This window comes from Shewanella sp. UCD-KL21, assembly GCF_001957135.1.
Classification (GTDB): domain Bacteria; phylum Pseudomonadota; class Gammaproteobacteria; order Enterobacterales; family Shewanellaceae; genus Shewanella.
The window spans coordinates 87,423-109,620 of record NZ_MPHK01000006.1 but is presented as its reverse complement, the minus strand read 5'-3'; the positions used below and the strand labels follow the sequence as shown (position 1 = coordinate 109,620).

Here is a 22,198-nt window from a genome sequence, read left to right as displayed (position 1 = left end):
AAATAAGAAATGTGAAACTTCAAATGCAGGAGTGAAGTAAACCATGTCAGCAGTCTCATGGACGTTTAAACAAAAATTATCGGTTTATCAGCGCTTAACTCGCCTAGACAGACCCATTGGCACCTTGTTATTAATGTGGCCGTGTTTAATGGCGTTATTGCTTGCTGCCGGTGGTATGCCAGATGTTAAAGTGCTGACCATCTTTATATTTGGGGTGGTCATCATGCGCGCTTGTGGCTGCGTAATTAATGATTTTGCTGACCGAAAACTTGATGCCCATGTTGAGCGCACCAAGATGCGACCATTGGCTTCAGGTGAAATCAGCAGTAAAGAAGCGCTGGTATTATTTGTGGTGATGGCGTTAATCGCTTTTAGCTTAGTATTATTTTTAAATCCGCTGGTGGTAAAACTATCGGTTGTTGGCATTATTTTGACCATCATGTATCCGTTTATGAAACGGGTAACCAACATGCCGCAGATGTTTTTAGGCATAGTGTGGAGCTGGTCAATTCCTATGGCCTACGCTGCGCAGCTAGGTTATGTGCCTGTTGAGGCTTGGTGGTTATTTGTCGCCAATTGGTGTTGGACGGTAGCTTACGACACCATGTATGCCATGGTTGATAGAGATGATGACTTAAAAGTCGGCATTAAATCTACAGCAATTTTATTTGGCCGATACGACCGCCAATGGATTGCCGCGTTTCAGTTAGCGGCTTTAGGCTGTTTTATTATGGCAGGTTGGTCAGCGGAACGTGGGTTAGTGTATGGCATTGGTATTAGCACTTTTATTGCCTTTAGTTGCTATCAGCAATGGCTTATTTATGGCCGTGAACGGGCGCCATGTTTTAAGGCTTTTCTGAATAATAATTTGGCAGGTTTTGCACTATTTATGGCATTAAGCGCAGATTATTTATTTTCTTCAATAAGTGCGTAGAATAGGGCGAAAAATTACATCAACAAGGATAGCTGATGACCATTTCCCGCTTTATGATACTTTTTCGCAGTATCGTATGCTGTAGCCTCTTTTTAAGCGCGGTGCCCGCCGCGTTTGCAAGCTTTACCATACCTAACACCACAGTGGTTGAGGTAGAGGATAGCGATCGCACCTATAATCTTTATATCAAACTGCCCAATAGCTACAACCAAATTGATAAGCTAAAAAGCTATCCGGTTATTTATATGACTGATGCAGTGTACAGCTTTCAAGTGGTCTCTGGTGTAACCCGTTTGTCTATGGACCGTACTGACATGCAGCTGGCTATTTTAGTGGCAGTATCAGGACAGCAAGGCCGCAGCCCCGCAGCAAGTCGTATGCGTGATTACACCCCGTCAGTTGATAGCAACAGAACCCAAGCAACCGGTGAGGCGCAGCGCCACATGCAGTTGTTTGCCAGCAAAATCATCCCTTATGTTAATCAACACTACCGCACTCAGCCTAAGCAAAACACCTATGTTGGCCATGCATTAGGCGGCTTGTTTGGCGCCTATATCTTACGTAATAAGCCTGCATTATTTAATAACTATGTACTGGCGAGTCCACCATTTTGGTTTGATAAACAGCAGTTACTAAAGCAATTTCGCGAGCCGGAATTTATCACTAAATCAATAAATGCCAATGTATTTATTGGTGTCGGAGCGTTAGAAACAGCGGCAAGCAGCGAGTTTGGGCAAGATATGGTGACAGATGCCAAGTCGTTTTATCAGCTGCTACAACAAAAAAATCGTTTAAACGCCACTAATGGCTCAGGTATCAATGCCAAGTTAATGCTAATGCCAGCAGCCAATCACAGTATGGCGTTTCCGATGTCGGCGATATATGGTTTAGGCTGGTTATTTGATGCTAAAACGGGTGTCAGTGGTCAATGATTAGGCGCAATAGTTTCAAAAAACAAAAAACAAAAAACAAAAAACAAAAAACAAAAAACAAAAAACAAAAAACAAAAAACTAAGCCATAAACATAAGTTTAAATTATAAATCAATAACAAGGATTGTTACATGAGACCCATAGTTAAGTATCGACTGCTTTTTTTAGCTTTTGCGATAGTACTGTTTACTATTGGGGTGCAGTTAACCCCAGAATCCCTATCGACTGCGAATGACGAGTTAAGATTAAGCCTTATTGCTATTGGCTACTTTGGCTTAATTCCGTTGGCGTATTGGTACTGCATTATCAAAAAAGGCAGCCAAAAGTGGTGGAAGCTGATTATTATTTTAAGTACTAGCAGCGTGGTCGCTAGGCTGAGCTTTCCGGCAGGTATCGCCGAGTATTTTGAGTTTGTTGCTTGGTTAAAGTACCCCATTATTGGAGTGCTGTTGATCATTGAATCTTATCTGGTTTTCACGATAATTCGCGGTTTGTTGAAGGTCAGAAAGGTAAAGGGCGACCCCCGAGTGAGTGCGGTTGAGCTGTACGCAGATGAAGATGAAAAGGCTTTGTCTATCGCCTTCATCGTCGCTGGAGAGCCGACTAACTGGTATTACGCCATTCCATGGTTTTCACGCAATCACCCCACTGCCATTAGCCATATTAAGTTATTGAGTGCCAAGCCTTGGCATTTGTTATTAATGCTTATCGGTTGTTTAACTAGCTGTGTGGCCAGCTATATGTTGTTGGTTAACTGGAGTGAGTTAGCAGCGATTATTGTCTCTTCATTTATCAGCTTAAGTTTGGTGATGCTGGTGGCGAATTACCGTATATCACGCCACTATTCACTTTATATAATCCGCGATAGGTTAGTGGTAAATAATGCCATTTGGGGTTTTATGGCGATCGATCTTACCGAAATTGAAACGGTTGCAGTGAATCAAGCAAACAAAAAGGTTGTCGATGACGAATTATCAGTAGGGCGCGGTGAACAGACTAATCTAACTATCCGTTTTAAAACGCCACAATGGTATTTTGGTGGATTAGGGCAGTTAGTTGAAAAGCTGACTGTGGTGCATATTAATGTGGCTGAACCTGAAAAGGTGGTCGCGGCACTGGCTGATATTGAGCAGTCTGAAGCGGCTTAAAAATTCATATTTACACTAAACGTAACCCATAAAAAATGCGTCCACAGTGGACGCATTTTTTGGTTAACAACGGATTTAGTGGTTGTTTAGTTTTTTACTAATTTTTCGAGATCAGCTGGGCGGTAATAAACGGATTTTAATACCTTACCTTGACGAACCACTTTACCGGCCATTTCAACATCTTTAGCACACTTAGCAATGATGAACTTACCCTTAGTACTACCAACAATGTCAACGCCTTGTTTAGCATAGTGAGCAATCGTTTCTGTTAACTCTTGTTCAGTACGGCACACTTTACTCATGTTGCTTGAGTGAACTTCATCCCAACATTCAATGAAGTTAACTTCACGGTTTTTAGCTACCGCCAGTAATAAATCGATTAAATAACTAATTTCTAGACGGTCGCTGACTTTTGCTGCGCCTAAGTGGACTAAACGCCCCATTAATACGTAAACAGAGTCAACGATTGCATCAGCTTGTTCAACGCGGCAATCCGCTTCAGCAAGCTCTGTGAGCTCTTCAATGATAAGTGAAGTGTGCAGGGTATCAGCTTTGTCATCTAGGCTTGATGCATTTTCGATAGGTAAATCAAAGGTGCTGCGAAATTCTTTGATATCACGATAAAGGTGGTCAAAAATGGTTTGGTCTAAAACAGATAACTTCATTAGTACGTAAGCCTAGAAAATAGAAAATAGGCGATTATGGTAATGAATTGATATCGGAACCACAAGGCTAATGACGCTTTAAAAGAGGGGGCGGAATAAAAATACCGACTGATTAAGTCGGCATTTTTGTATTACAAAGGGCGCTAGGTGTTATTGCTTAAGTTCAGCTCTGATTATCAGCTGAGCTTACTTAATAAATGCGAAGGCATCACCGAATAAGTGAGCTTCTTCTACGCCCATACCACGGAATACTTCACGGGCAGCACCCACCATATCGAAACGACCAGCAATATAAATATCGTAGCCCACTAAACTGATATGATCTTGGTTAATTTGCTCAAGCAAGTTGGCTTGTTTACCATTCCAGTTAGCTGTCGCTTCTTCAACAACGGGAATAAACTCTAACCATTCATGGTTTGCATGCCATTGGCGGGCAATCTCTTGGTAGTACATGGCTTGCTCGTTACGACAACCCCAGTAAAACTGTGTTTTTACTGTATGACCGCTAGCAATTTGCTGCTCAATAATACTCTTAATGTATGAAAAGCCCGTGCCGCCAGCAATCATGATGCGAGGGCGTTGGCTGTCATGACGTAAAAAAGCCTCACCAGCAGGGGCTTCAATATCAATAAATCCATCCGCTTTTAAGCGCTCTACCACTTGCATTGGGTAGCTTTCTGATACCGCGGCGCCAATGTGCAGCTCAATTAAATCAGCGTTAGGTGCAGAGGCGATAGAAAAAGGACGTTTGTCTTTTTCTCCCATAACGATGGATAAGTATTGCCCTGCTTTGAAGTCAAAAGTGACTTCTGGTTTAAGTATGACCTGAAAAACAGCGTCATTAAATGGGGTAATCTTTTCAACTTTACAGCGAATGGTGTTCATCTAACATCCTTGGTAGCCCTTTCTTTGAAGGGTGTTTTTATTTTATTTGTAGGGTAGAGGGTTAACTCTTTAGCTGGGCATTATAGCGTTGGGCTATCATCAATACCTAATTCATCCCACATTTGATCAACTTTATCTTTTACTGCTGGATCCATCACTATTGGTGTACCCCATTCACGGTCAGTTTCACCTGGCCATTTATTGGTAGCATCTAAGCCCATTTTTGAACCTAAACCGGCAATAGGTGAGGCAAAATCAAGGTAATCAATCGGCGTATTATCGACTAAAACCGTATCTCTTGTTGGGTCCATACGGGTGGTAATCGCCCAAATCACATCTTGCCAATCGCGGCAATTGACGTCTTCATCAACGATAATGATAAATTTGGTATACATAAACTGACGTAAGAATGACCAAGCGCCCATCATGACCCGTTTGGCATGTCCGGCATATTGCTTACGAATTGAAATCACTGCCATGCGGTATGAGCAGCCTTCTGGCGGTAAGTAAAAGTCGATGATTTCAGGATATTGCTTACGTAAAATCGGCACAAAGACTTCATTTAGTGCCACACCTAACATGGCAGGTTCATCCGGTGGACGACCTGTGTAGGTGCTGTGATAAATCGCATCTTTACGCTGGGTCATATGGGTGACAGTGAAAACTGGGAACTTATCAGTCTCGTTATAGTAACCAGTGTGATCACCATAAGGGCCTTCTTCAGCCATTTCTTCAGGGTCGATATAGCCTTCTAAAATGATTTCGCTGGTAGCAGGGACTTCTAAGTCGCAACTGATGGCTTTGCACACTTCGGTGCGTTCACCACGCAGTAAACCCGCAAAAGCATATTCGCTCATTGAGTCTGGCACTGGGGTTACCGCGCCTAAAATAGTCACCGGATCGGCGCCGAGTGCCACAACCACAGGGTAGCGCTCACCGGGGTGTTTTTCTTTGAAGTCTTTAAAGTCTAGTGCGCCGCCGCGATGATCGAGCCAGCGCATAATGAGTTTGTTTTTACCTAATAACTGCTGGCGATAAATGCCTAAGTTTTGTCTTTTTTGGCGGGGGCCTTTGGTAATGGTCAGTCCCCAAGTCACTAAAGGCGCCACATCCCCAGGCCAGCAATGTTGTACGGGCAGCTTAGTTAAATCCACCTCGTCACCAGTTAATACCACTTCCTGGCAAGGTGGATTACGCACAGTTTTTGGCGGCATGTTTAACGCTTGTTTAAATTTAGGTATTTTGGCGATAGCGTCTTTAAAGCCACTTGGTGGTTCTGGCTCTTTTAAAAAAGCCAGCAATTCACCGACTTCACGTAAAGCCAGTGGGTCGTCTTTACCTAACGCCATAGCTACACGTTTTGGAGTACCAAATAAATTCACTAAAACTGGCATGTCGTTATTGGTTGGGTTTTCGAATAACAACGCAGGGCCGCCAGAGCGCAGGACGCGGTCGGCAATTTCAGTCATTTCTAGATTGGGATCAACAGCATAACTAATCCGCTTTAGTTCACCATTAGCTTCAAGGTGATCAATGAAGCTACGTAAATCCTTAAAACTCATGGCTAATTTACTCTTCTTTAAACGCTATATGGGCCGCACTATAGCATTTTTATAAAATAGGGTTAAGCGATGTTTGTTCAGCACATGTTGATTTGAATTAACCAGAACAGAGCTATTGTCCGCGTATTTATGAGTATTTCTATAAAATAGAGTTAAGCGATGGTTATAAGCTGTTTTGAGCTAGACTAGTTTATAGGGTAATTGCCATTTAATTGTCCTAGGTTAGCAGCGATAGATATTGCTGCTTAGCTACATGCTTAGGTACAAAAGAGGGGGCGTGAGATGAACAAAGAAGCACACCAGACACTGCCAAAGAGCTACTTTAGCGCTTTCTATCGGATGAGCTTAAAAGGCTATATCTCAGTAACTGTAGGCTTGAGTTTAATGCTTGGCATAAGTACTAATGCCCAAGGGGCTAATGCTCAGGACGCGAGTCCCCATAAGATTTCAGCTAGCATGCAAGCTTTTAATGGCTTGCCGCAACTGCGATATCTCACCTCTGATCGTCATCATCATGGTTATTCACGCCATTCAGGTTCATCAGTGCGCTGGGGTGTCGGTGTGGGATGGAATAACGGCTGGCGTTACCCTTATTATAATCGGTGGGGTAATCGATGGAATTATGGCTGGGGCAATGGTTGGAATAATGGTTGGCAAACGCCCTATCGCTATGATTACTATGATCGCCATTACCGCAGAAACTATGTGCAACCGCAGCAAGAGCAACCGGTGTCTCCACCCAAACGAACCACCACCAGTATTGAATACGCCAGTGGCTTAACCCAGCTACCTGAAAATGCCCGCGCTATCCAAAGAGACGGCAGAACAATTTATCAGTGGCAAGGGCAAGAGTATTACTTCGACTGGTCATCACAACGCTATATGACATTAGCCGCAGAAAAAGACTAGTTAAGTGGCGCTGTGTCTATACAAGTTAAGTACTTAATAACCTTTAAAGATAAAAAAGCCCTGATGGATCCTTCCATCAGGGCTTTTTGTGCATTGTCTACCGACAAAATGTATCGGCGTTAAAACTGTTGTTGATGAAAACTTATTCATTCGCTCACTACGAAAACTGGGGAGAGAAGCAGTTGCTCATGTCCAAATAGTCGTCAACGGACTCAATAGGTTTGATAGTAGAAAGCAATTCCATGAAGTAAGGGGTATAGAATGTTTCCTCAATTGATAGACGCTGGGGACGATAATCAATTAGCTCAAAGCTATTGGTTGTCAAATTAGTTAATACTCGTAATACATCTCCTAGTTTATGCTTTTTTAATTCACCCTTATGGCTTCCGTCCATTAGGGTTACGCTATTGCTTGCCTACGACTTATTATTGTTTTAATTCCTTGCTGCAGGTATTCAATTCAGTGACCATGCAAGCATGGGGAAGAATGCCGTCACCTTGTTGAAACGGATAAATTAGCCATGTTGATAGTGGTATTACCTTGGGTGCTTAAGCCCTAATAAAACCTCTATTACTTACTGCTGGGGAACAGTTAGCAACACATCAAACCTGCCTGAATCTATCTCCAATCACCCTAATGACATCCTTACCTTAGGGTGGTTTACCTGCCTGTAGGCATACCTGCGACTTATAATTATTGTTAGCCTTGTTGCAGGTTTCAATTCAGTGATACTGCAATCATGGGGGGAATGCAGTCACTGAGCTTGAATAAAATTGACAAGTTTGATTGTTTAAAAGCCTATATCGTTAAAATATAACCTAGTTGATTAATGCACTTGGGGTGGTGCATTTATCGAATCAAACCTGCCGGAACAGTTATAACATCAATTCGTTTCGTCTTTACGGGCACCAATGACATCCTTTCATTAGTACCGGCCTTACACTGCCTTTTGGCATTCCTGCGACCTATTATTATTGTTAGTCCCTGTTGCAGGTTTCAATTTCGTGACAATGCAATCATGGGGTGATGCAGTCACTGAGCTTGAATAAAATTGACAAGCTTGATTGTTTAAAAGCCTTTATCGTCGGAATATTAGCTTCTTAATAAGTACACTTGGGGTGGTGCACTTATCGAATCAAACTTGCCGGAACGGTTATAACATCAATTCGTTTCGTCTTTACGGGCACCAATGACATCCTTTCATTAGTACCGGCCTTACACTGCCTTTTGGCATTCCTGCGACCTATTATTATTGTTAGTCCCTGTTGCAGGTTTTAACTTACATAGCTGCTTTATATCAGCTTTTTGTAATAAAATTGACAAACTTGAGGCTAAGCAGTTCTATTATTAAAATAGATTTGTCGCTAATTAATTGCTGATGGGGGCAGCGTTTAATTCAATCAAGTTTGTCGGAACTGTGTTAACCCCCACTAATTGCTATTAATCGATAACAGCTGCTGATTCAGCTGAGATAACTTTAGTTGTAAGTGAGCTATCTCTGACACTAAAGCGCTTTTCTGTTTAGCTTGTGTACGCTTGCGAGTGGTCACGCCCTCGGCATTAGCTTTTGATGTCATCGTGGTTTCTTTATTTTTAACCCATTGGTAAACCGTTTTTGCTGAGATGCTGTATTGCTTAGCAACATCAGAAATTAATCGATTATGTTGCTTCACTTCAGCGATCACTTGCTGCTGAAAGCTCTCGGGATAAAACTTTGTTTGTGCTGACATATTAGCTCCAAGCATTTAAAAGCGATTAACTTCGTCGGCTTAACGATAAGACTATTCTACTTCCCATAGGCTACAGCCTACATGCTTATAAAAGTGACACTGATTACGACAAAGATTCAAACATGTGTGTAATAATTTCATCATCGACTCCTGCTGCTATTCAAATTTATAAGGCTTAAATTTATCCACCAAATTGGTCAAATTAAACACTACCTCTTTAGTGATACATAACTCAATGGAATACTTGTGCCAATTATGAAATAAATATTTTACCCTTTTATTACAGTAACTTATTTTTTTGAAGTGTTAGCTCTAAAAAGTAGGCGTGAAACATCTTGGTGCAAAAGTGCTATTTTGGTGCGAATTGATTTTAATTGGTAAAAAAAAGTAACCATTAAAAGTCTAGGGTTTTAACGCACAAAAAAGCGGCAATGAATGCCGCTTTTTATGCTGGTCAGAGAAGCTGTTTTACGGTGCTACATTAAGAAAATGGTCGCTAAGCCTAAAAAGGCGAATAAGCCAATCACATCGGTGACTGTAGTCAGTACCATACCGCCAGCCAATGCCGGATCGATATTGAGTTTTTTAAGTATGAGTGGAATACTGGCACCCGCTAGTCCGGCAACGGTCATGTTAATGAGCATCGCGCCGCCAATGAGACCGCCCAGTGCCATATCACCTTTCCATAGCCACACTGCAAAGAAGACCAATACCGACCACATGAGGCCATTAAGAAAACCAATGGCGAGCTCTTTGCCAATTAGCCAGCGTGAGTTACTTTGGCCAATATGACCCAAGGCGATACCACGAATAACCAGAGCTAAGGTTTGGTTACCTGCCACACCGCCCATGCTAGGGACAATAGTCATTAAAATCGCGATGGTGGCAAATTGCTCTAAGGTGCCTTCAAACATATTACTCACTGATGCAGCAAGCAAGGCGGCAAACAAGTTAATGGTAAGCCATAGCGAGCGTCTGAAGGTACTTTTCATCACCGGGCCGAAGGTATCTTCATCGTCATCCATACCCGCCATCCCCATCATTGAGTGTTCGGCGTCTTCACGAATAACATCCACCACATCATCAATGGTGATACGTCCCAGTAGTTTTTGTTGCTCATCCACCACAGGTGCTGAAATCCAGTCATGGCGTTCAAACAATTGCGCCACTTCATTGTCTGGCATATCTACTGGGATACTTTCTAACTCAGGGTCCATGATGCTGCGAATGGTTGAGTTGGGGTTACAAGTGAGCAGATCGGCAAGGCGCACCCCACCAAGAACATGATCGTTGCGATCAACCACATATAAGGTATCTGTGGTGTCGGGTAAATTGCCACGCTGGCGCAAGTAGCGTAATACCACATCAATATTAACATCAGGGCGTAAAGTCACCGTGTCGGTATTCATGATACTACCAGCGGTATCATCAGGGTATGACAGTGCTTGTTCGACGCGATGGCGGTCTTGACTGCTCATGGATTGCAGTACTTTTTTATAAACGGCATCTGGCAAACTTCTTAAGATGTAAGCCAAGTCATCGGTATCCATGCCTGAGGTGGCTTGGGCCACTTTTTCGGGCGTCATGGCACTGATGAGTGAATCTTTTAATTCTTCACCGAGTTCTTCTAGAATTTCACCCGCTTGTTCATGATCAATCAGTTGCCATAACACTTGACGAGTTTTCGGCGGTGATGATTCAAGGATCAATGCGACATCGGAGGCGGCCATGTCATGAAGCATATTTCTGACATGGACAAACATACCGCTACCTAATGCTTGTGTAAGCTGATTAAGACGTTGTTCGGTAAGTTCGCTGTCGATGACTTCGATACCCATTGGCTACTCCTGAAAAAGACGATGATGAAATGTTAACTTAACTCACCGGAAAGAATGAAGAAATTTCTAATGCCTGAAAGCTTTATGTGTAATCCATGAATAGCTTAATACTGAGCTGTGATGTGTTTAGTATAGCTAACAAAATAATGCTGAAACTGAGAGGCTGTGTTATCGCGAAGATTTACAGGACGGTGACGGTTAGCTTTCTTCGTCAAATTTATCGTTGATTAACTTGCATACGGCCTCTAGGGCTTGCTCTGCATCACGGCCTTGAGCTTCAACAGTAATGATTTTACCAATGCCACTTTCTAACATTAATAATCCCAATACACTGGCAGCACTGGCTTGTTTCTCACCTTGGATAAGGGTGATAGTCGCGTCAAACTCGGTAGCTAAAATGGCCAGTTTAGTCGCCGCTCGCGCATGCAAGCCTAGCTTGTTACTAATGGTAATTTGCTTTGAATAGGCCGGCGTTTCAGCTGGCGTTGTGGTTAGCTTATTCAATGCCAAGCTCTCTATGGCGGGCGCTGACTTTGTGCTTAGAGTTGTTGAAACGTTTAGCGAGCTGATCGGCAATATAAACCGAACGGTGCTGACCGCCAGTACAACCAATGGCAATGGTCAGATAACTGCGGTTATTACGCTCTAAATGTGGCATCCAAGTGTCAAAGAGGTTTTCAATTTGCCAGATAAACTTATTCACCAAAGGCTGTCGCTCTAAGAACTCCTGTACGGGCGCATCTAAACCAGTGTAGGGCCTTAATTCAAGCTCCCAGTGTGGATTAGGTAAAAAGCGCACATCAAACATAAAGTCTGCTTCAGCCGGCATGCCATGCTTAAAACCAAATGACTCAAAATGTACCACTAATTCTTTATCAACACTGCCTAGTAGGATTTGCCGAACATGATCGCTTAAGTCGTAGATATTAGTTTGCGAGGTGTCGATATAGTGATCAACCATTTTAGCTATGGGTTCGAGTAACCGCCCTTCAAGCTTAATGGCTTCTTGTAACGAAATTTGATTTTTAGACAGTGGGTGTAATCGGCGGGTCTCACTAAAACGCTTCAGTAACACTTTATCGTTGGCGTTTAAAAAGAAACTGGTAATGCTGGTATCGTCAGACAGTAAAGCAATTTGCTCTTTGAGCACTTTGCCTTGCTCTTCGATATTACGCACATCGACGCTAATGGCGACAAGTTCGTTACTATCTTTAAGCTGTTCAAGCAGGCTGCCAATCAGTGGCAGTGGCAGGTTATCAACACAGTAATAACCTAAATCTTCAAGCACTCTCAGTGCCACTGATTTTCCTGAACCTGAACGTCCCGATACGATGACAAGTTTCATGCAGTAATAACCTGATAAAGTTCTGTAGCGTCATGACTCTTTCGAAGTCGTTTAAGTATCAATTTATCACTGAGTTTCTCTGCCATGCTAGATAATGTGCTTAGGTGTTGCTGGCACTGTTCTGCAGGTACAAGAAGCGCAAATAAAATATCTACAGGTTGCTTGTCTATGGCATCAAAGGCGATTGGCTCTTCGCATTTGATTAAAATTGCAATGGGTTCTTCGATATTATCTAAGCGCCCATGTGGAATTGCTATGCCATTTCCGATACCTGTACTGCCCATTTTTTCACGCGCTATTAGACTTTCAAAAATAGCCTGTGAAGAAAGGGTTGGGTACTGGGCAGCCATTAAATTGCTGATTAATTCCAGTACCTTTTTCTTACTGCCCGGAGTGGCACAGGTAGTGCACGCCGGCTGCAGGATGGTACGAAGTTCCATCGTTAATGCTTAGTGAGTTTCTCTTTATGTTTAATTACCTGACGGTCTAACTTGTCTATCAGGGCGTCTATTGCCACATACATATCTGCGTTACGCGATACAGCAAACACTTCACCACCTTTGAGGTGCAGTTTAGCTTCAGCAATCTGTTGTAGCTTTTGAACATCGAGCACAACATGTACATTATTGATCTGTTCGAAGTGTCGTTCAAGTTTTGAAAATTTTGTTTGCACGTATTCCCGTAACGATTGGGTTATTTCAATATGGTTTCCAGTCAGGTTAATTTGCATAGTTCATCCTCCAATAACAAAAATTTATAAACTTTTGCGTTGGTTTGAGGGAGGGATGAGCATTGCTTCTCGATATTTGGCTATCGTACGCCGAGCAACGTTAATCCCTTGTTCAGCCAATAGTGTCGTCATTTTACTATCACTAAGAGGCTTTTTCGGGTTTTCTGCAGCCACGAGCTTTTTAATAAATGCGCGAATGGCTGTAGAAGAGCATTCTCCACCATCATCGGTACTGACATGGCTTGAGAAAAAATATTTTAGTTCAAAAAGTCCACGGGGGGTATGCATGTATTTTTGGGTCGTGACCCGTGAAATGGTCGACTCGTGCATTTCAACCGCTTCAGCAATATCATTGAGCACCATCGGCTTCATTGCTTCTTCACCAAACTCAAAGAAACCTTGCTGAAATTGCACGATACAATTGGCTACTTTTAATAGGGTTTCATTACGGCTATCGATGCTTTTGATAAACCATTTGGCTTCTTGTAAATGACCTCGAATAAATTGGCTGTCAGCTTGGCTTGAACCGCCTTTGGCCATAGCGGCGTATTGCTGATTAACGCCAATTTTAGGCATGTTATCTGGATTGAGCTCGACCACCCAGCGACCATTCTTTTTAAGTACAGTGACATCAGGAATGACGTATTCATCTTTAATGGGGGTAATTTGCAAGCCTGGACGTGGATTGAGCGTTTGAATAAATTCAATGGCTTCACGTAAGTCATCTTCTTTAAGCTTGGTTTTACGCATCAGTAACCTAAAGTCACGACCGGCGATTAAATCAAGATGATCTTTAATCAGTAACTTAACATTATCTATGCAAGGAATTTCATCAGGGTATTGGCCTAATTGAATTAATAGGCACTCACTTAAATCTCGTGCTGCAATGCCGACAGGATCGAAGTGTTGTACCCGTTTAAGTACCGCTTCAACTTCATCGAGTTCGATGTCGTCAGTGCCTAAGGATTGCAAAATGTCTTCAACAGTCTGGGTGAGGTAACCGCGTTCATCAATGGCATCAATAATGGCGGTAGCAATCACTAAGTCATTTTCAGAAAAGGGAGTGAGGTTTTTTTGCCATTCAAGATGCTCGTACAAGCCTTCGCTGGTTTCGCCTTGAAACGGCATATCATCACCGCTTGAGACAGCGCCAGAGCCAGAAGTCGGTGAGGCGGTATACACCTCATCCCAAGTGGTATCCATAGGGAGTTCTTCAGGCATCGAATCTTTAGTGAGCGATTCAGTGGTATCAACCGTTGAGGTGTCTTTTTCTATGGTGACTTGGCTATTATCACTAAAATCGGTGTCAGTTTGCAGGGCGTTTTCTTTTACCGGTTCTTTGGCTTTAGTGAATTCGTCTTCAAGCTCTAATAGCGGGTTTGAATCAAGTGCTTGTTGAATTTCTTGCTGTAGCTCCAATGAGGAAAGCTGCAATAAGCGAATCGCTTGTTGCAACTGTGGGGTCATGGTTAAGTGTTGACCCATTTTGAGTTGGAGTGAGGCTTTCATGTACCGCTTGTCCCTAATTGAATTACATCATCGCGACAAACAGTGTGGAAGCTAGTTTATGATCCTAGAAAAATAGACTAGATTAAGGTTTGTTGTTGGCCGCGAATGCCATACTAAAAACTGAATAGTGCTAACTATAGCTTGAATTGTTCACCTAAGTATACCGACCTAACTTGCTGATTGACTAAGATCTCAGCTGGTGTTCCTTCAGCAATCAAGTTTCCGTGACTGACAATATATGCCCGCTCACACACATCAAGTGTTTCACGTACATTATGGTCGGTAATTAGCACCCCTAAACCACGGCTTTTAAGTTGTTGAATAATTTTCTTGATGTCGATGACTGAGATAGGATCTACCCCTGCAAAAGGTTCATCTAATAAAATAAACTTAGGATTTGCCGCTAATGCGCGTGCAATTTCAACGCGGCGACGCTCGCCTCCTGATAGCGCCATACCTTGGCTATCACGGATATGAGTTATGTTAAATTCTTCTAATAAATGTTCCAGTTCTTCGATGCGCTGCTCGTTTGATAAGCTTTTGCGAGTTTGAAGTACTGCCATTATATTATCGTGTACTGTGAGCTTACGAAAAATACTGGCTTCTTGAGGTAAGTAGCCAATGCCTTTTCGGGCACGCAAATGCATTGGATCTGCGGTTAAATCATCTTCATCGATCAGAATGCGGCCCTTATCACTTTTGACTAGGCCTACGACCATATAAAAGGTGGTGGTTTTACCCGCGCCATTAGGGCCAAGTAAGCCCACAATTTGGCCGGTTTTTACCGTCAGGCTGACATCTTTTACTACCTGGCGACTTTTATAACTCTTAGCGAGATTTTCAGCGGTTAACGTAATTTGGGTCATTAGTCATTTTGCTCAGCTGCTGGGGCTGACAATGTCGCCTGCGCCTCAGCGTTAAGTGATTCAGTTACTTCGGTTACTTCAGTTGAGTTTACAGCCTCTACAGCAGATAAGTTGTTGTTTTCAATTATTGCTGGCGGCGTGTCGTCACTGGGTTTGGTGCTGTCTGGTAACTGTGGTTGCTCATCTTTTTTGTTTTCAGAATCAATCAAGTCAGGGTGATTTTCTGGTTGAAAAATAGTGATAACCCGATCTTCGCCAGTACCGGTGCTTTCAGCAATTAACTGCTGCTTTTCAATGTTGTAGCTAATTAGGTTGCCAGTAACCTGGCTGCCAGCTTGGTCCAGTTTAGCATTACCCGTTAAGGTTAAAATGCTAGTAGCAAGTTCATATCTAATTTCGTTTGCGCTAGCAGTACCAATACGGCCGTCATCTAACTCTTGCGAGAATGTCGCAGGGTTACCTGTGGCAACCATGGTTTTTTGGGCGCCGCTTTCGGTGCCAAATGCGCGTAATTCGTCGGCATTAATGTTAATCGACCCTTGGGTCACATTAACTGGGCCATAGAAGATGACCTGATTGTTTTTTATGTCAGCTTTTTGGCTCACAGCTGCGACTTTAAGCTCTTGCTGTAAATCGCCTTCTTTTGCATATGCGCTGGCAATACTGACTACACTGAGTAGCGAGGCAATCAAAAGTTTACTTTGCTTCATACGTTCCTTCTACTTGACTTAAAAGTTCAAGTTCTTGAGCATTTAAATCAGCATACAGGCCTAAACCTTGTATATTAAAATCTGACCCAGTAACAAGAATTTGTCTATCTGAGGTCAAGATCATGGTGTTCATATCGAGTGCCAACATGGTGGTTGTCAAAGATTGTACTGGCTCGTCGATGTTTATTGCATCAATAATAACATTATTTTCTAAAACTACTTTGCCTGTTTCATTATTCAGCTTGCCTAAATCTGCGCTTAATTGCCATTCGGCTTCACCATTCTCAGGATAAATAAGGTAGACAGGCTCAGTAAACATGGTTTCATTACTTTGCTGAAAGTGCTCCATGTATTTCGCTGAGACTCGGCTTTGCACTAAACCTTGCTCATTAAATTCAGTGGTGCGTAAGTCATTGGCGATAAAATCAGGGCGAGCAGGCGCAGGCAATTTATTTGCCTCCATCTGACTACGTTTAACTTGTACTTGCCAATAAAGGACTAAGGCTGCGCCAAAAAATCCGATAATAGCGAAGGTCACTCGGCTCATATACTCATTCCGTGGGCATTTTCAAACTTATCTTGGCTAAGTAATAGCAAATCGGTGAGTTCGCGTAATGCGCCATTTCCGCCGTTAATGGTGGTGGTCATATGGCAATGTTGTTTCACATAAGGATGGCCATCAGCCACACAAACTGCAAGGCCAACCTGTTTCATCACTGGTAAGTCAACCATGTCATCACCGATATAGGCGACTTCATCTGGGCTAACGCCATAGGTATCTAACAGGCTTTGGTAGGGCACCAGTTTATCATCAACACCTTGATAAATATGAGTGACACCTAAAGCGGTCATTCTATTTTCCACAATGGCAGACTTACGGCCGGTTATCACAGCAACATGAATATTACTGGTTAAAATAGAGCGAATGCCATAACCATCACGGGTATGAAATGCTTTTAACTCTTCCCCTGCATTACTTAAATAAATACGGCCATCGGAAAAGACCCCATCGACATCGCAAATAAGCAGCTTAATTTTTTTGGCTTTTTGCCAAACATCATCAGAGATTGGGCCGTAAAAACCTTGGTGCAGTGTTTCGTGTAATGACATGTTAAATGACTCCAGCTTTAACCATATCGAGCATGTTAAGTGCGCCGACTGGGCGTTGGTTCTCGTCTACGACAATTAAACCGTTAATACTTTTTTCTTCCATAATCTGTAATGCTTGCGCGGCTAAAATACCTGGACTGATGGTAATGCAGTTTGTTGTCATTACATCGGCAATAGCGGTAGTACGCAGGTTCACTTCAGCATCGATGACGCGGCGTAAATCACCGTCAGTAAAGATCCCTACTAGCTTGTCTGCATTATCGATCACTGCAGTCATGCCTAAACCTTTATTTGAGATCTCATATAAGGTTTCAGTAATGCAGAGCTCACTTTTCACCTGTGGAATATCAGCGCCTTTGTGCATTACATCGCTGACTTTAAGTAATAGTTTACGACCTAAAGAGCCACCAGGGTGGGATAGGGCGAAATCATCACGGGTAAAGCCTTTCGCTTGCAATAATGCTACGGCCAAGGCATCACCCATTACCAAGGTGGCGGTGGTGCTTGATGTTGGTGCTAGCCCTAATGGGCAGGCTTCTTCAGGCACTTCAATGCATAAATGCAGTTTAGATAGCTTGGCCATGTTAGATTCTGGTTTACCAGTAATCGCGATTACCGGGACACCCATGCGCTGTATAACGGGCATTAAGGTGAGAATTTCACTGGCTTCACCAGAATTTGATATGGCTAAAATAATATCATTTTTTGCCAGTGCGCCTAAGTCGCCATGGCTTGCTTCACCTGGGTGAACAAAAAATGCAGGTGTGCCTGTGCTGGCGAGTGTGGCTGAAATCTTATTGCCAATGTGGCCAGATTTGCCCATGCCCATGACAATGACTTTGCCTTTACATTCTAAAATGAGTTCACAGGCTTGGCCAAACTCGTCGGAGTCAACATACTGATAAAGGTTATCTAATGCTGCCTTTTCAATATCAATGACTTGACGACCCCATTGGCGCAATTGTGTTTGTTCTGTCATATGTATCTCTCTATTGTCCAAAGCGATGTCGGGTTACGCTTTGGTGAGTCACACATCTTTATGCCCCATTATTGTGATTGAAATAAGACAACTTGGTACGCAATAAAGACGATTAATAAAAGGGCTCCATGCCAACGAGTAAGCTGCTTTTTAGCGCCGCTCGATAATACCAGTACTGCTAATGCGGTGCTGGTTGCTAGTACCATGTAAAAATCTCGACCGCTTGCATTGATGTCGATTTCACCTGGGGCAATCAGCCCAGGAATGGCCAGCACTGCTAAAATATTAAAAATGTTTGAGCCAACAATATTACCAATCGCGAGGTCGTCTTCTTTTTTTAGGACGCCAGCGATGCATGCTGCTAGTTCCGGTAAACTGGTGCCAATGGCAATAATGGTCAAGCCGATGACCAGATCTGACAAGCCAAATGTCTTGGCAATGCCTACCGCGCCCGTCACCATCCAGTCTGCCGAGAGTGGCAATAACACCATACCCACAATGATCCAGATAATAGCATGTAATGTGGGTACATTTTTAGGGATCTCTGCGTCAGACTCATCAGCTAGGACATCTTTTTTCTTATTTCGCATCGCGCTCCAAATGAAATAGCCCATCAAGGCGAAAAATGCGATTAATAATACCCCACCTTCAACGCGGGTGAGCATGCCATCGTGAATAAGGTAGCCAGCTAATACGGTTGCCGCAATCATGATTGGAATTTCACGCTTTAAGGTTTCTGAACGCACTGAAATAGCCCCAAACAATGCGGTAACCCCTAATATCAAGGTGATGTTAGCCACGTTTGAGCCGAGCACGTTACCAATTGCAGTATCGCTCATGTCTTCCATTGATGCGGTGGCAGCAACCAGCATTTCTGGCGCTGAGCTGCCCATGGCCACAATGGTTAAACCGATTAACATTGGTGGGAGGCCTAAGTTTCTAGCAAAGGCGGCAGCTCCGTAAACAAAGCGATCTGCGCTCCAAACTAATGCGCCCAATCCGACGATGAGCATCATGATATTAAAAAGCATCTTGTTCCAATTATTTGAGTTATGGCGATATTTTTGTCAGATATTAACAAAAATCGTCGCTATTGCGAAAATTGTTAGGGATTGTAACGCATGGTGATTGATTTGTTGTAGGTTCTTGTGCAATTTCGTACAATCCAGCTCTACATCTCGTTCTCTAGGAAGGCTATTATTTCCTCTATAGACATGTCTACTCCAAGTTTAGAGCCCACTACGTCAGCCCTTGTAGAAGTTAAGAACATGGGCTTTAGCCGAGGGACGAAGGTTATCTTTGATGATATCAGTCTCACCATTCCAACCGGCAAAGTGACCGCCATTATGGGGCCAAGCGGCATAGGTAAAACCACCTTACTTAAACTTATCGGCGGTCAATTAACCCCTGATAGTGGTGAGGTGCTTTTTGCTGGGCAAAACATCCACCAACTGAAGCGGCAACAATTATTTGAGCAGCGAAAGCGCATGAGCATGTTGTTTCAAAGTGGGGCGCTTTTTACCGATATGAATGTGTTTGATAATGTGGCGTTTGCGCTGCGTGAGCACTCAGGGTTAGCTGAAACTATCATTCGTAAAATTGTGTTGATGAAGCTGCAAGCCGTGGGGCTGCGGGGCGCGGCGCAGATGATGCCCAATGAGTTATCCGGCGGCATGCAGCGCCGAGTTGCATTAGCGCGGGCGATTGCACTTGAGCCTGAAATGATTTTGTATGACGAGCCTTTCGCCGGTCAAGATCCGATTTCAATGGCGGTGCTGGTGAAATTGATTGGCGAATTATCTGAAACATTGAGGCTGACTTCGGTGGTGGTGTCTCACGATGTGGATGCAGTATTGAGTATTGCCGACTATGTTTATGTTATCGCCGAGAAAAAAGTAATCGCTTCAGGCACGCCTGCTGAATTACGGGCTTCAACCAATCCACAAATTGAACAATTTATTCATGGAGCACCCGATGGGCCGGTGGCTTTTCATTATCCGGCTGAAGACTATCAACAGGAGATGTTAAGTGGGCGCGATTAACTTTATCAGTAATATTGGCCGCTTTGCTTTGGATTTTATTTCAGGTTTAGGCCGAGCGGGGCTGATGTTGTGGGGCGCGATTGTCCGTTGGCCGAATTTTAAAAAAGATATTGGCTTAATCACCAAGCAAGTCTATGTGCTGGGTGTTCGCTCTATGGTGATCATCATAGTCTCAGGCCTGTTCATCGGTATGGTGCTGGCATTACAAGCTTATACGGTACTGGCTGACTTTGGCACGGTGGAAAGCCTAGGGCCCATGGTGGCATTGAGCTTATTAAGAGAGCTTGGTCCTGTGGTTGCGGCATTACTTTTTGCAGGGCGCGCAGGCTCAGCGTTAACCGCTGAAATTGGCTTAATGAAGTCAACCGAGCAGTTATCAAGCTTAGAGATGATGGCGGTTGATCCTTTACACCAAATCATAGCGCCACGTTTTTGGGCGGGGGTTATCACCCTGCCATTATTAGTGATGATGTTTTGTCTGGTTGGCATTATCGGCGGTCATTTAGTGGGAGTTGAATGGAAAGGCATTGATAGCGGCTCTTTTTGGTCAATTCTGCAAGCATCGGTTGAGTGGCGCCAAGATATTGTAAATTGTTTAATCAAAAGCGTGCTTTTTGGCGTAGTGGTAACCTGGATATCTTTATATCGTGGTTATGAAGTGATTCCCAACCCTGAAGGCATTAGCCGAGCGACCACATCTACTGTGGTTCAGGCGAGTTTAGCAGTGTTAGCGCTCGATTTTTTACTGACAGCGATTATGTTCGGCAATTGATGTTAACTGCTGAGTGTTAGCGAGAGGTAAGTTGGGTAAATTTTGCATTCATTAATTAAAGTGGTTTAGTCGTATGTTGACACGGAAAATAGAGTTATTGGTTGGATTGTTTTTATTGTCAGGCTTAGTGGCATTTTGTGTGCTGGTATTTAATGTGGCCAATGTCGAGCTTAAGCCTAATCAGGCGACTTACAGTTTAAACGCCGAATTTAGCAATATCGGTGGCTTAAAGGTACGTTCGCCAGTCAAAGTGGGCGGGGTGGTTGTCGGAAGAGTAACTGATATTCAGCTTGACTCTAAAAAGTTAGTCCCGATAGTGACCATCACTATGGATAAGCAATATGATCAATTTCCAGAGACTAGCAGCTTATCGATTTTAACTGCTGGTTTATTGGGTGAGCAGTTTTTGGGGTTAACCCCAGGTTTTATGGATGACGATATTGAAATGCTCGCTGATGGCGATAAAATTTATGACACGCGCTCAGCATTGGTTCTGGAAGACTTAATCGGTCAGTTAATCTATAGCATGTCATCGGATGATAAGTAGGAGCGGTATATGAAGCAGTTTATTCGCGTTATGTTAAGTGTCTTTTTATGGTTAAGCATCAACTCGCTTTGCGCCGCAGAGCTGACGACTGATGACATAGACACCCGTGATCCTTTCAAGCTAGTGCAGCAAGTTTCAGAGAAAACCTTTGCGCGTTTTGATAAAGACAAAGCCCTCATTGACAATGATTTAAGCTATTTAAAAGTTATCGTCCGCGAGGAACTTATGCCCTATGTGGATTATAAATACGCCGCGTATAAAGTGATGGGGCAATACCTGCGTGATACGACTCCAGAGCAACGCCAGCGTTTTGTGGATGCTTTTGAAGGTTATTTAGTGGCAACCTATGCCCAAGCCTTTACTGAGTACACGGGTCAGCAAGTACAGTTTTTCCCGGCTGCTGATTTTAGTAACGAGAAAATGATCGATGTCCGCGTCGAAATTATTGAAGATGGCCGTCCGCCCATTAAAGTGGTGTTTAAAGCCAGACGTTTAAAAGATGACAGCTGGAAAGCGTTTGATTTGGTGGCGGAAGGCGTGAGTTTGTTGGCGTCAAAGCAATCAGAAATTTCCAATTTAATTCGCCAAAAGGGCGTCGATAAGGTCATCGACATGCTTTATGAGCGCACCAATCAAGATATTCGCTTAGATCAGGATGAGGGCAATGCTGCGTGATTGAATTTTCACAGCAAGGTGATATTTGTCACCTTAAAGGGCAATTAACTCAGGTTGAGGTCAGAGAATTGTGGCCAAATCAACAACAATTGTTTACTGATACGACTCAAGTGTTAGACTTGTCTGCTTTAGAGTATGTTGACAGTGCAGGCGTGGCCTTATTGCTTGAACTAATATGTTTAGGTCATTGTCATGGGGATAACACTCAGCCAAGGAGCTTGGCTAATCCGAGTAAGCATCTAAAAAAACTTATCGAGTTGTATGATTTAGAGTCCTTTTTCATAGAACAATAGCATTGAATTTAAGGTAGC

The 22,198-nt window shown here is 43.2% G+C and carries 25 protein-coding genes; 9 read left to right on the top strand and 16 right to left on the bottom strand.

The features are described from left to right. Positions 1–43: 43 nt before the first annotated feature. The 3 genes from ubiA to BM739_RS07495 all read left to right on the top strand — a co-directional run bounded on the left by ubiA (position 44) and on the right by BM739_RS07495 (position 3,013). On the top strand, positions 44–934 hold the full coding sequence (gene ubiA, locus BM739_RS07505; protein WP_076539209.1) for a 4-hydroxybenzoate octaprenyltransferase: 891 nt from the start codon (positions 44–46) through the stop codon (positions 932–934). 35 nt (positions 935–969) lie between these two features. Further along, the gene (locus BM739_RS07500; RefSeq protein WP_076539207.1) at positions 970–1,866 is read left to right on the top strand and encodes an alpha/beta hydrolase; all 897 of its coding nucleotides are present in this window, start codon (positions 970–972) and stop codon (positions 1,864–1,866) included. A 130-nt stretch (positions 1,867–1,996) separates the two neighbouring features. Next, positions 1,997–3,013 carry a hypothetical protein gene (locus BM739_RS07495; RefSeq protein WP_076539204.1) on the top strand — a complete coding sequence of 339 codons (1,017 nt, stop codon included), beginning with the start codon at positions 1,997–1,999 and terminating at the stop codon, positions 3,011–3,013. A gap of 86 nt (positions 3,014–3,099) precedes the next feature. On the opposite strand, the gene BM739_RS07490 is transcribed toward BM739_RS07495, so the two are convergent. The 3 genes from BM739_RS07490 to ubiD form a co-directional block, all read right to left on the bottom strand. Beyond that, positions 3,100–3,678 carry a nucleoside triphosphate pyrophosphohydrolase family protein gene (locus BM739_RS07490; protein WP_076539202.1) on the bottom strand — a complete coding sequence of 193 codons (579 nt, stop codon included), beginning with the start codon at positions 3,676–3,678 and terminating at the stop codon, positions 3,100–3,102. A gap of 186 nt (positions 3,679–3,864) precedes the next feature. Next, the gene (fre, locus tag BM739_RS07485) at positions 3,865–4,563 is read right to left on the bottom strand and encodes an NAD(P)H-flavin reductase (protein WP_076539200.1); all 699 of its coding nucleotides are present in this window, start codon (positions 4,561–4,563) and stop codon (positions 3,865–3,867) included. An 80-nt stretch (positions 4,564–4,643) separates the two neighbouring features. Beyond that, positions 4,644–6,125, bottom strand: a complete 1,482-nt coding sequence (gene ubiD / locus BM739_RS07480; RefSeq protein ID WP_076539198.1) for a 4-hydroxy-3-polyprenylbenzoate decarboxylase — start codon at positions 6,123–6,125, stop codon at positions 4,644–4,646. Positions 6,126–6,407: 282 nt separating this feature from the next. Here ubiD and BM739_RS07475 point away from each other — a divergent pair, with 282 nt between their 5' ends. Continuing rightward, on the top strand, positions 6,408–7,034 hold the full coding sequence (locus BM739_RS07475; RefSeq protein ID WP_139326840.1) for a hypothetical protein: 627 nt from the start codon (positions 6,408–6,410) through the stop codon (positions 7,032–7,034). 1,430 nt (positions 7,035–8,464) lie between these two features. Here the strand turns inward: BM739_RS07475 and BM739_RS07470 are convergent. The 13 genes from BM739_RS07470 to BM739_RS07410 form a co-directional block, all read right to left on the bottom strand. Beyond that, positions 8,465–8,764 carry a transposase gene (locus tag BM739_RS07470; protein WP_139326839.1) on the bottom strand — a complete coding sequence of 100 codons (300 nt, stop codon included), beginning with the start codon at positions 8,762–8,764 and terminating at the stop codon, positions 8,465–8,467. Between the two features lie 476 nt (positions 8,765–9,240). Further along, positions 9,241–10,602, bottom strand: a complete 1,362-nt coding sequence (gene mgtE / locus BM739_RS07465) for a magnesium transporter (RefSeq protein ID WP_076539194.1) — start codon at positions 10,600–10,602, stop codon at positions 9,241–9,243. Between the two features lie 198 nt (positions 10,603–10,800). Next, a complete protein-coding gene (locus tag BM739_RS07460) occupies positions 10,801–11,106 on the bottom strand; it encodes an HPr family phosphocarrier protein (protein ID WP_076539192.1) in 306 nt (101 codons plus the stop codon). Beyond that, positions 11,099–11,947 carry an RNase adapter RapZ gene (rapZ, locus tag BM739_RS07455; protein WP_076539190.1) on the bottom strand — a complete coding sequence of 283 codons (849 nt, stop codon included), beginning with the start codon at positions 11,945–11,947 and terminating at the stop codon, positions 11,099–11,101. The genes BM739_RS07460 and rapZ overlap by 8 nt, the downstream gene beginning before the upstream one ends. Then, the gene (gene ptsN, locus BM739_RS07450; RefSeq protein ID WP_076539188.1) at positions 11,944–12,387 is read right to left on the bottom strand and encodes a PTS IIA-like nitrogen regulatory protein PtsN; all 444 of its coding nucleotides are present in this window, start codon (positions 12,385–12,387) and stop codon (positions 11,944–11,946) included. Before ptsN ends, rapZ begins: the two co-directional genes overlap by 4 nt. 2 nt (positions 12,388–12,389) lie before the next feature. Continuing rightward, positions 12,390–12,677, bottom strand: coding sequence for a ribosome hibernation promoting factor (gene hpf, locus BM739_RS07445; RefSeq protein WP_076539186.1), 288 nt, complete (start codon positions 12,675–12,677; stop codon positions 12,390–12,392). Between the two features lie 24 nt (positions 12,678–12,701). Further along, the gene (locus BM739_RS07440; RefSeq protein ID WP_076539184.1) at positions 12,702–14,186 is read right to left on the bottom strand and encodes an RNA polymerase factor sigma-54; all 1,485 of its coding nucleotides are present in this window, start codon (positions 14,184–14,186) and stop codon (positions 12,702–12,704) included. A 134-nt stretch (positions 14,187–14,320) separates the two neighbouring features. Beyond that, on the bottom strand, positions 14,321–15,052 hold the full coding sequence (gene lptB / locus BM739_RS07435) for an LPS export ABC transporter ATP-binding protein (protein ID WP_076539182.1): 732 nt from the start codon (positions 15,050–15,052) through the stop codon (positions 14,321–14,323). Next, positions 15,052–15,762: a lipopolysaccharide transport periplasmic protein LptA gene (lptA, locus tag BM739_RS07430; protein ID WP_076539180.1), complete on the bottom strand. Its 711-nt coding sequence runs from the start codon at positions 15,760–15,762 to the stop codon at positions 15,052–15,054. Before lptA ends, lptB begins: the two co-directional genes overlap by 1 nt. Then, positions 15,749–16,309, bottom strand: a complete 561-nt coding sequence (lptC, locus tag BM739_RS07425) for an LPS export ABC transporter periplasmic protein LptC (RefSeq protein WP_076539178.1) — start codon at positions 16,307–16,309, stop codon at positions 15,749–15,751. Before lptC ends, lptA begins: the two co-directional genes overlap by 14 nt. Beyond that, on the bottom strand, positions 16,306–16,872 hold the full coding sequence (gene kdsC, locus BM739_RS07420; protein ID WP_076539176.1) for a 3-deoxy-manno-octulosonate-8-phosphatase KdsC: 567 nt from the start codon (positions 16,870–16,872) through the stop codon (positions 16,306–16,308). The genes lptC and kdsC overlap by 4 nt, the downstream gene beginning before the upstream one ends. A gap of 1 nt (position 16,873) precedes the next feature. Continuing rightward, positions 16,874–17,851 carry a KpsF/GutQ family sugar-phosphate isomerase gene (locus BM739_RS07415; RefSeq protein WP_076539174.1) on the bottom strand — a complete coding sequence of 326 codons (978 nt, stop codon included), beginning with the start codon at positions 17,849–17,851 and terminating at the stop codon, positions 16,874–16,876. A 68-nt stretch (positions 17,852–17,919) separates the two neighbouring features. Then, entirely contained in the window at positions 17,920–18,882 is a 963-nt protein-coding gene (locus tag BM739_RS07410; protein WP_076539172.1) for a calcium/sodium antiporter, read from the bottom strand. Between the two features lie 183 nt (positions 18,883–19,065). Here BM739_RS07410 and BM739_RS07405 point away from each other — a divergent pair, with 183 nt between their 5' ends. From BM739_RS07405 to BM739_RS07385, 5 genes are all read left to right on the top strand, one after another. Then, positions 19,066–19,893 (top strand): ATP-binding cassette domain-containing protein, encoded by an 828-nt coding sequence (locus tag BM739_RS07405; protein ID WP_076539170.1) that lies wholly within the window; start codon positions 19,066–19,068, stop codon positions 19,891–19,893. Then, positions 19,880–20,665, top strand: a complete 786-nt coding sequence (mlaE, locus tag BM739_RS07400; protein WP_076539168.1) for a lipid asymmetry maintenance ABC transporter permease subunit MlaE — start codon at positions 19,880–19,882, stop codon at positions 20,663–20,665. Before BM739_RS07405 ends, mlaE begins: the two co-directional genes overlap by 14 nt. A gap of 73 nt (positions 20,666–20,738) precedes the next feature. Further along, entirely contained in the window at positions 20,739–21,212 is a 474-nt protein-coding gene (mlaD, locus tag BM739_RS07395; RefSeq protein WP_076539166.1) for an outer membrane lipid asymmetry maintenance protein MlaD, read from the top strand. Positions 21,213–21,242: 30 nt separating this feature from the next. Continuing rightward, entirely contained in the window at positions 21,243–21,887 is a 645-nt protein-coding gene (locus tag BM739_RS07390; RefSeq protein WP_254843500.1) for a phospholipid-binding protein MlaC, read from the top strand. Then, positions 21,884–22,180, top strand: coding sequence for a lipid asymmetry maintenance protein MlaB (locus tag BM739_RS07385; protein WP_076539162.1), 297 nt, complete (start codon positions 21,884–21,886; stop codon positions 22,178–22,180). Before BM739_RS07390 ends, BM739_RS07385 begins: the two co-directional genes overlap by 4 nt. Positions 22,181–22,198: the final 18 nt, after the last annotated feature.

Excerpts from the sequence above, each read along its gene's own strand:
- ubiA (WP_076539209.1), top strand. The coding sequence starts at position 44 with ATGTCAGCAGTCTCATGGACGTTTAAACAAAAATTATCGGTTTATCAG.
- BM739_RS07500 (WP_076539207.1), top strand. The coding sequence starts at position 970 with ATGACCATTTCCCGCTTTATGATACTTTTTCGCAGTATCGTATGCTGT.
- BM739_RS07495 (WP_076539204.1), top strand. The coding sequence starts at position 1,997 with ATGAGACCCATAGTTAAGTATCGACTGCTTTTTTTAGCTTTTGCGATA.
- BM739_RS07490 (WP_076539202.1), bottom strand. The coding sequence starts at position 3,678 with ATGAAGTTATCTGTTTTAGACCAAACCATTTTTGACCACCTTTATCGT.
- fre (WP_076539200.1), bottom strand. The coding sequence starts at position 4,563 with ATGAACACCATTCGCTGTAAAGTTGAAAAGATTACCCCATTTAATGAC.
- ubiD (WP_076539198.1), bottom strand. The coding sequence starts at position 6,125 with ATGAGTTTTAAGGATTTACGTAGCTTCATTGATCACCTTGAAGCTAAT.
- BM739_RS07475 (WP_139326840.1), top strand. The coding sequence starts at position 6,408 with ATGAACAAAGAAGCACACCAGACACTGCCAAAGAGCTACTTTAGCGCT.
- BM739_RS07470 (WP_139326839.1), bottom strand. The coding sequence starts at position 8,764 with ATGTCAGCACAAACAAAGTTTTATCCCGAGAGCTTTCAGCAGCAAGTG.
- mgtE (WP_076539194.1), bottom strand. The coding sequence starts at position 10,602 with ATGGGTATCGAAGTCATCGACAGCGAACTTACCGAACAACGTCTTAAT.
- rapZ (WP_076539190.1), bottom strand. The coding sequence starts at position 11,947 with ATGAAACTTGTCATCGTATCGGGACGTTCAGGTTCAGGAAAATCAGTG.
- ptsN (WP_076539188.1), bottom strand. The coding sequence starts at position 12,387 with ATGGAACTTCGTACCATCCTGCAGCCGGCGTGCACTACCTGTGCCACT.
- hpf (WP_076539186.1), bottom strand. The coding sequence starts at position 12,677 with ATGCAAATTAACCTGACTGGAAACCATATTGAAATAACCCAATCGTTA.
- BM739_RS07440 (WP_076539184.1), bottom strand. The coding sequence starts at position 14,186 with ATGAAAGCCTCACTCCAACTCAAAATGGGTCAACACTTAACCATGACC.
- lptB (WP_076539182.1), bottom strand. The coding sequence starts at position 15,052 with ATGACCCAAATTACGTTAACCGCTGAAAATCTCGCTAAGAGTTATAAA.
- lptA (WP_076539180.1), bottom strand. The coding sequence starts at position 15,762 with ATGAAGCAAAGTAAACTTTTGATTGCCTCGCTACTCAGTGTAGTCAGT.
- lptC (WP_076539178.1), bottom strand. The coding sequence starts at position 16,309 with ATGAGCCGAGTGACCTTCGCTATTATCGGATTTTTTGGCGCAGCCTTA.
- kdsC (WP_076539176.1), bottom strand. The coding sequence starts at position 16,872 with ATGTCATTACACGAAACACTGCACCAAGGTTTTTACGGCCCAATCTCT.
- BM739_RS07415 (WP_076539174.1), bottom strand. The coding sequence starts at position 17,851 with ATGACAGAACAAACACAATTGCGCCAATGGGGTCGTCAAGTCATTGAT.
- BM739_RS07410 (WP_076539172.1), bottom strand. The coding sequence starts at position 18,882 with ATGCTTTTTAATATCATGATGCTCATCGTCGGATTGGGCGCATTAGTT.
- BM739_RS07405 (WP_076539170.1), top strand. The coding sequence starts at position 19,066 with ATGTCTACTCCAAGTTTAGAGCCCACTACGTCAGCCCTTGTAGAAGTT.
- mlaD (WP_076539166.1), top strand. The coding sequence starts at position 20,739 with ATGTTGACACGGAAAATAGAGTTATTGGTTGGATTGTTTTTATTGTCA.
- BM739_RS07390 (WP_254843500.1), top strand. The coding sequence starts at position 21,243 with ATGTTAAGTGTCTTTTTATGGTTAAGCATCAACTCGCTTTGCGCCGCA.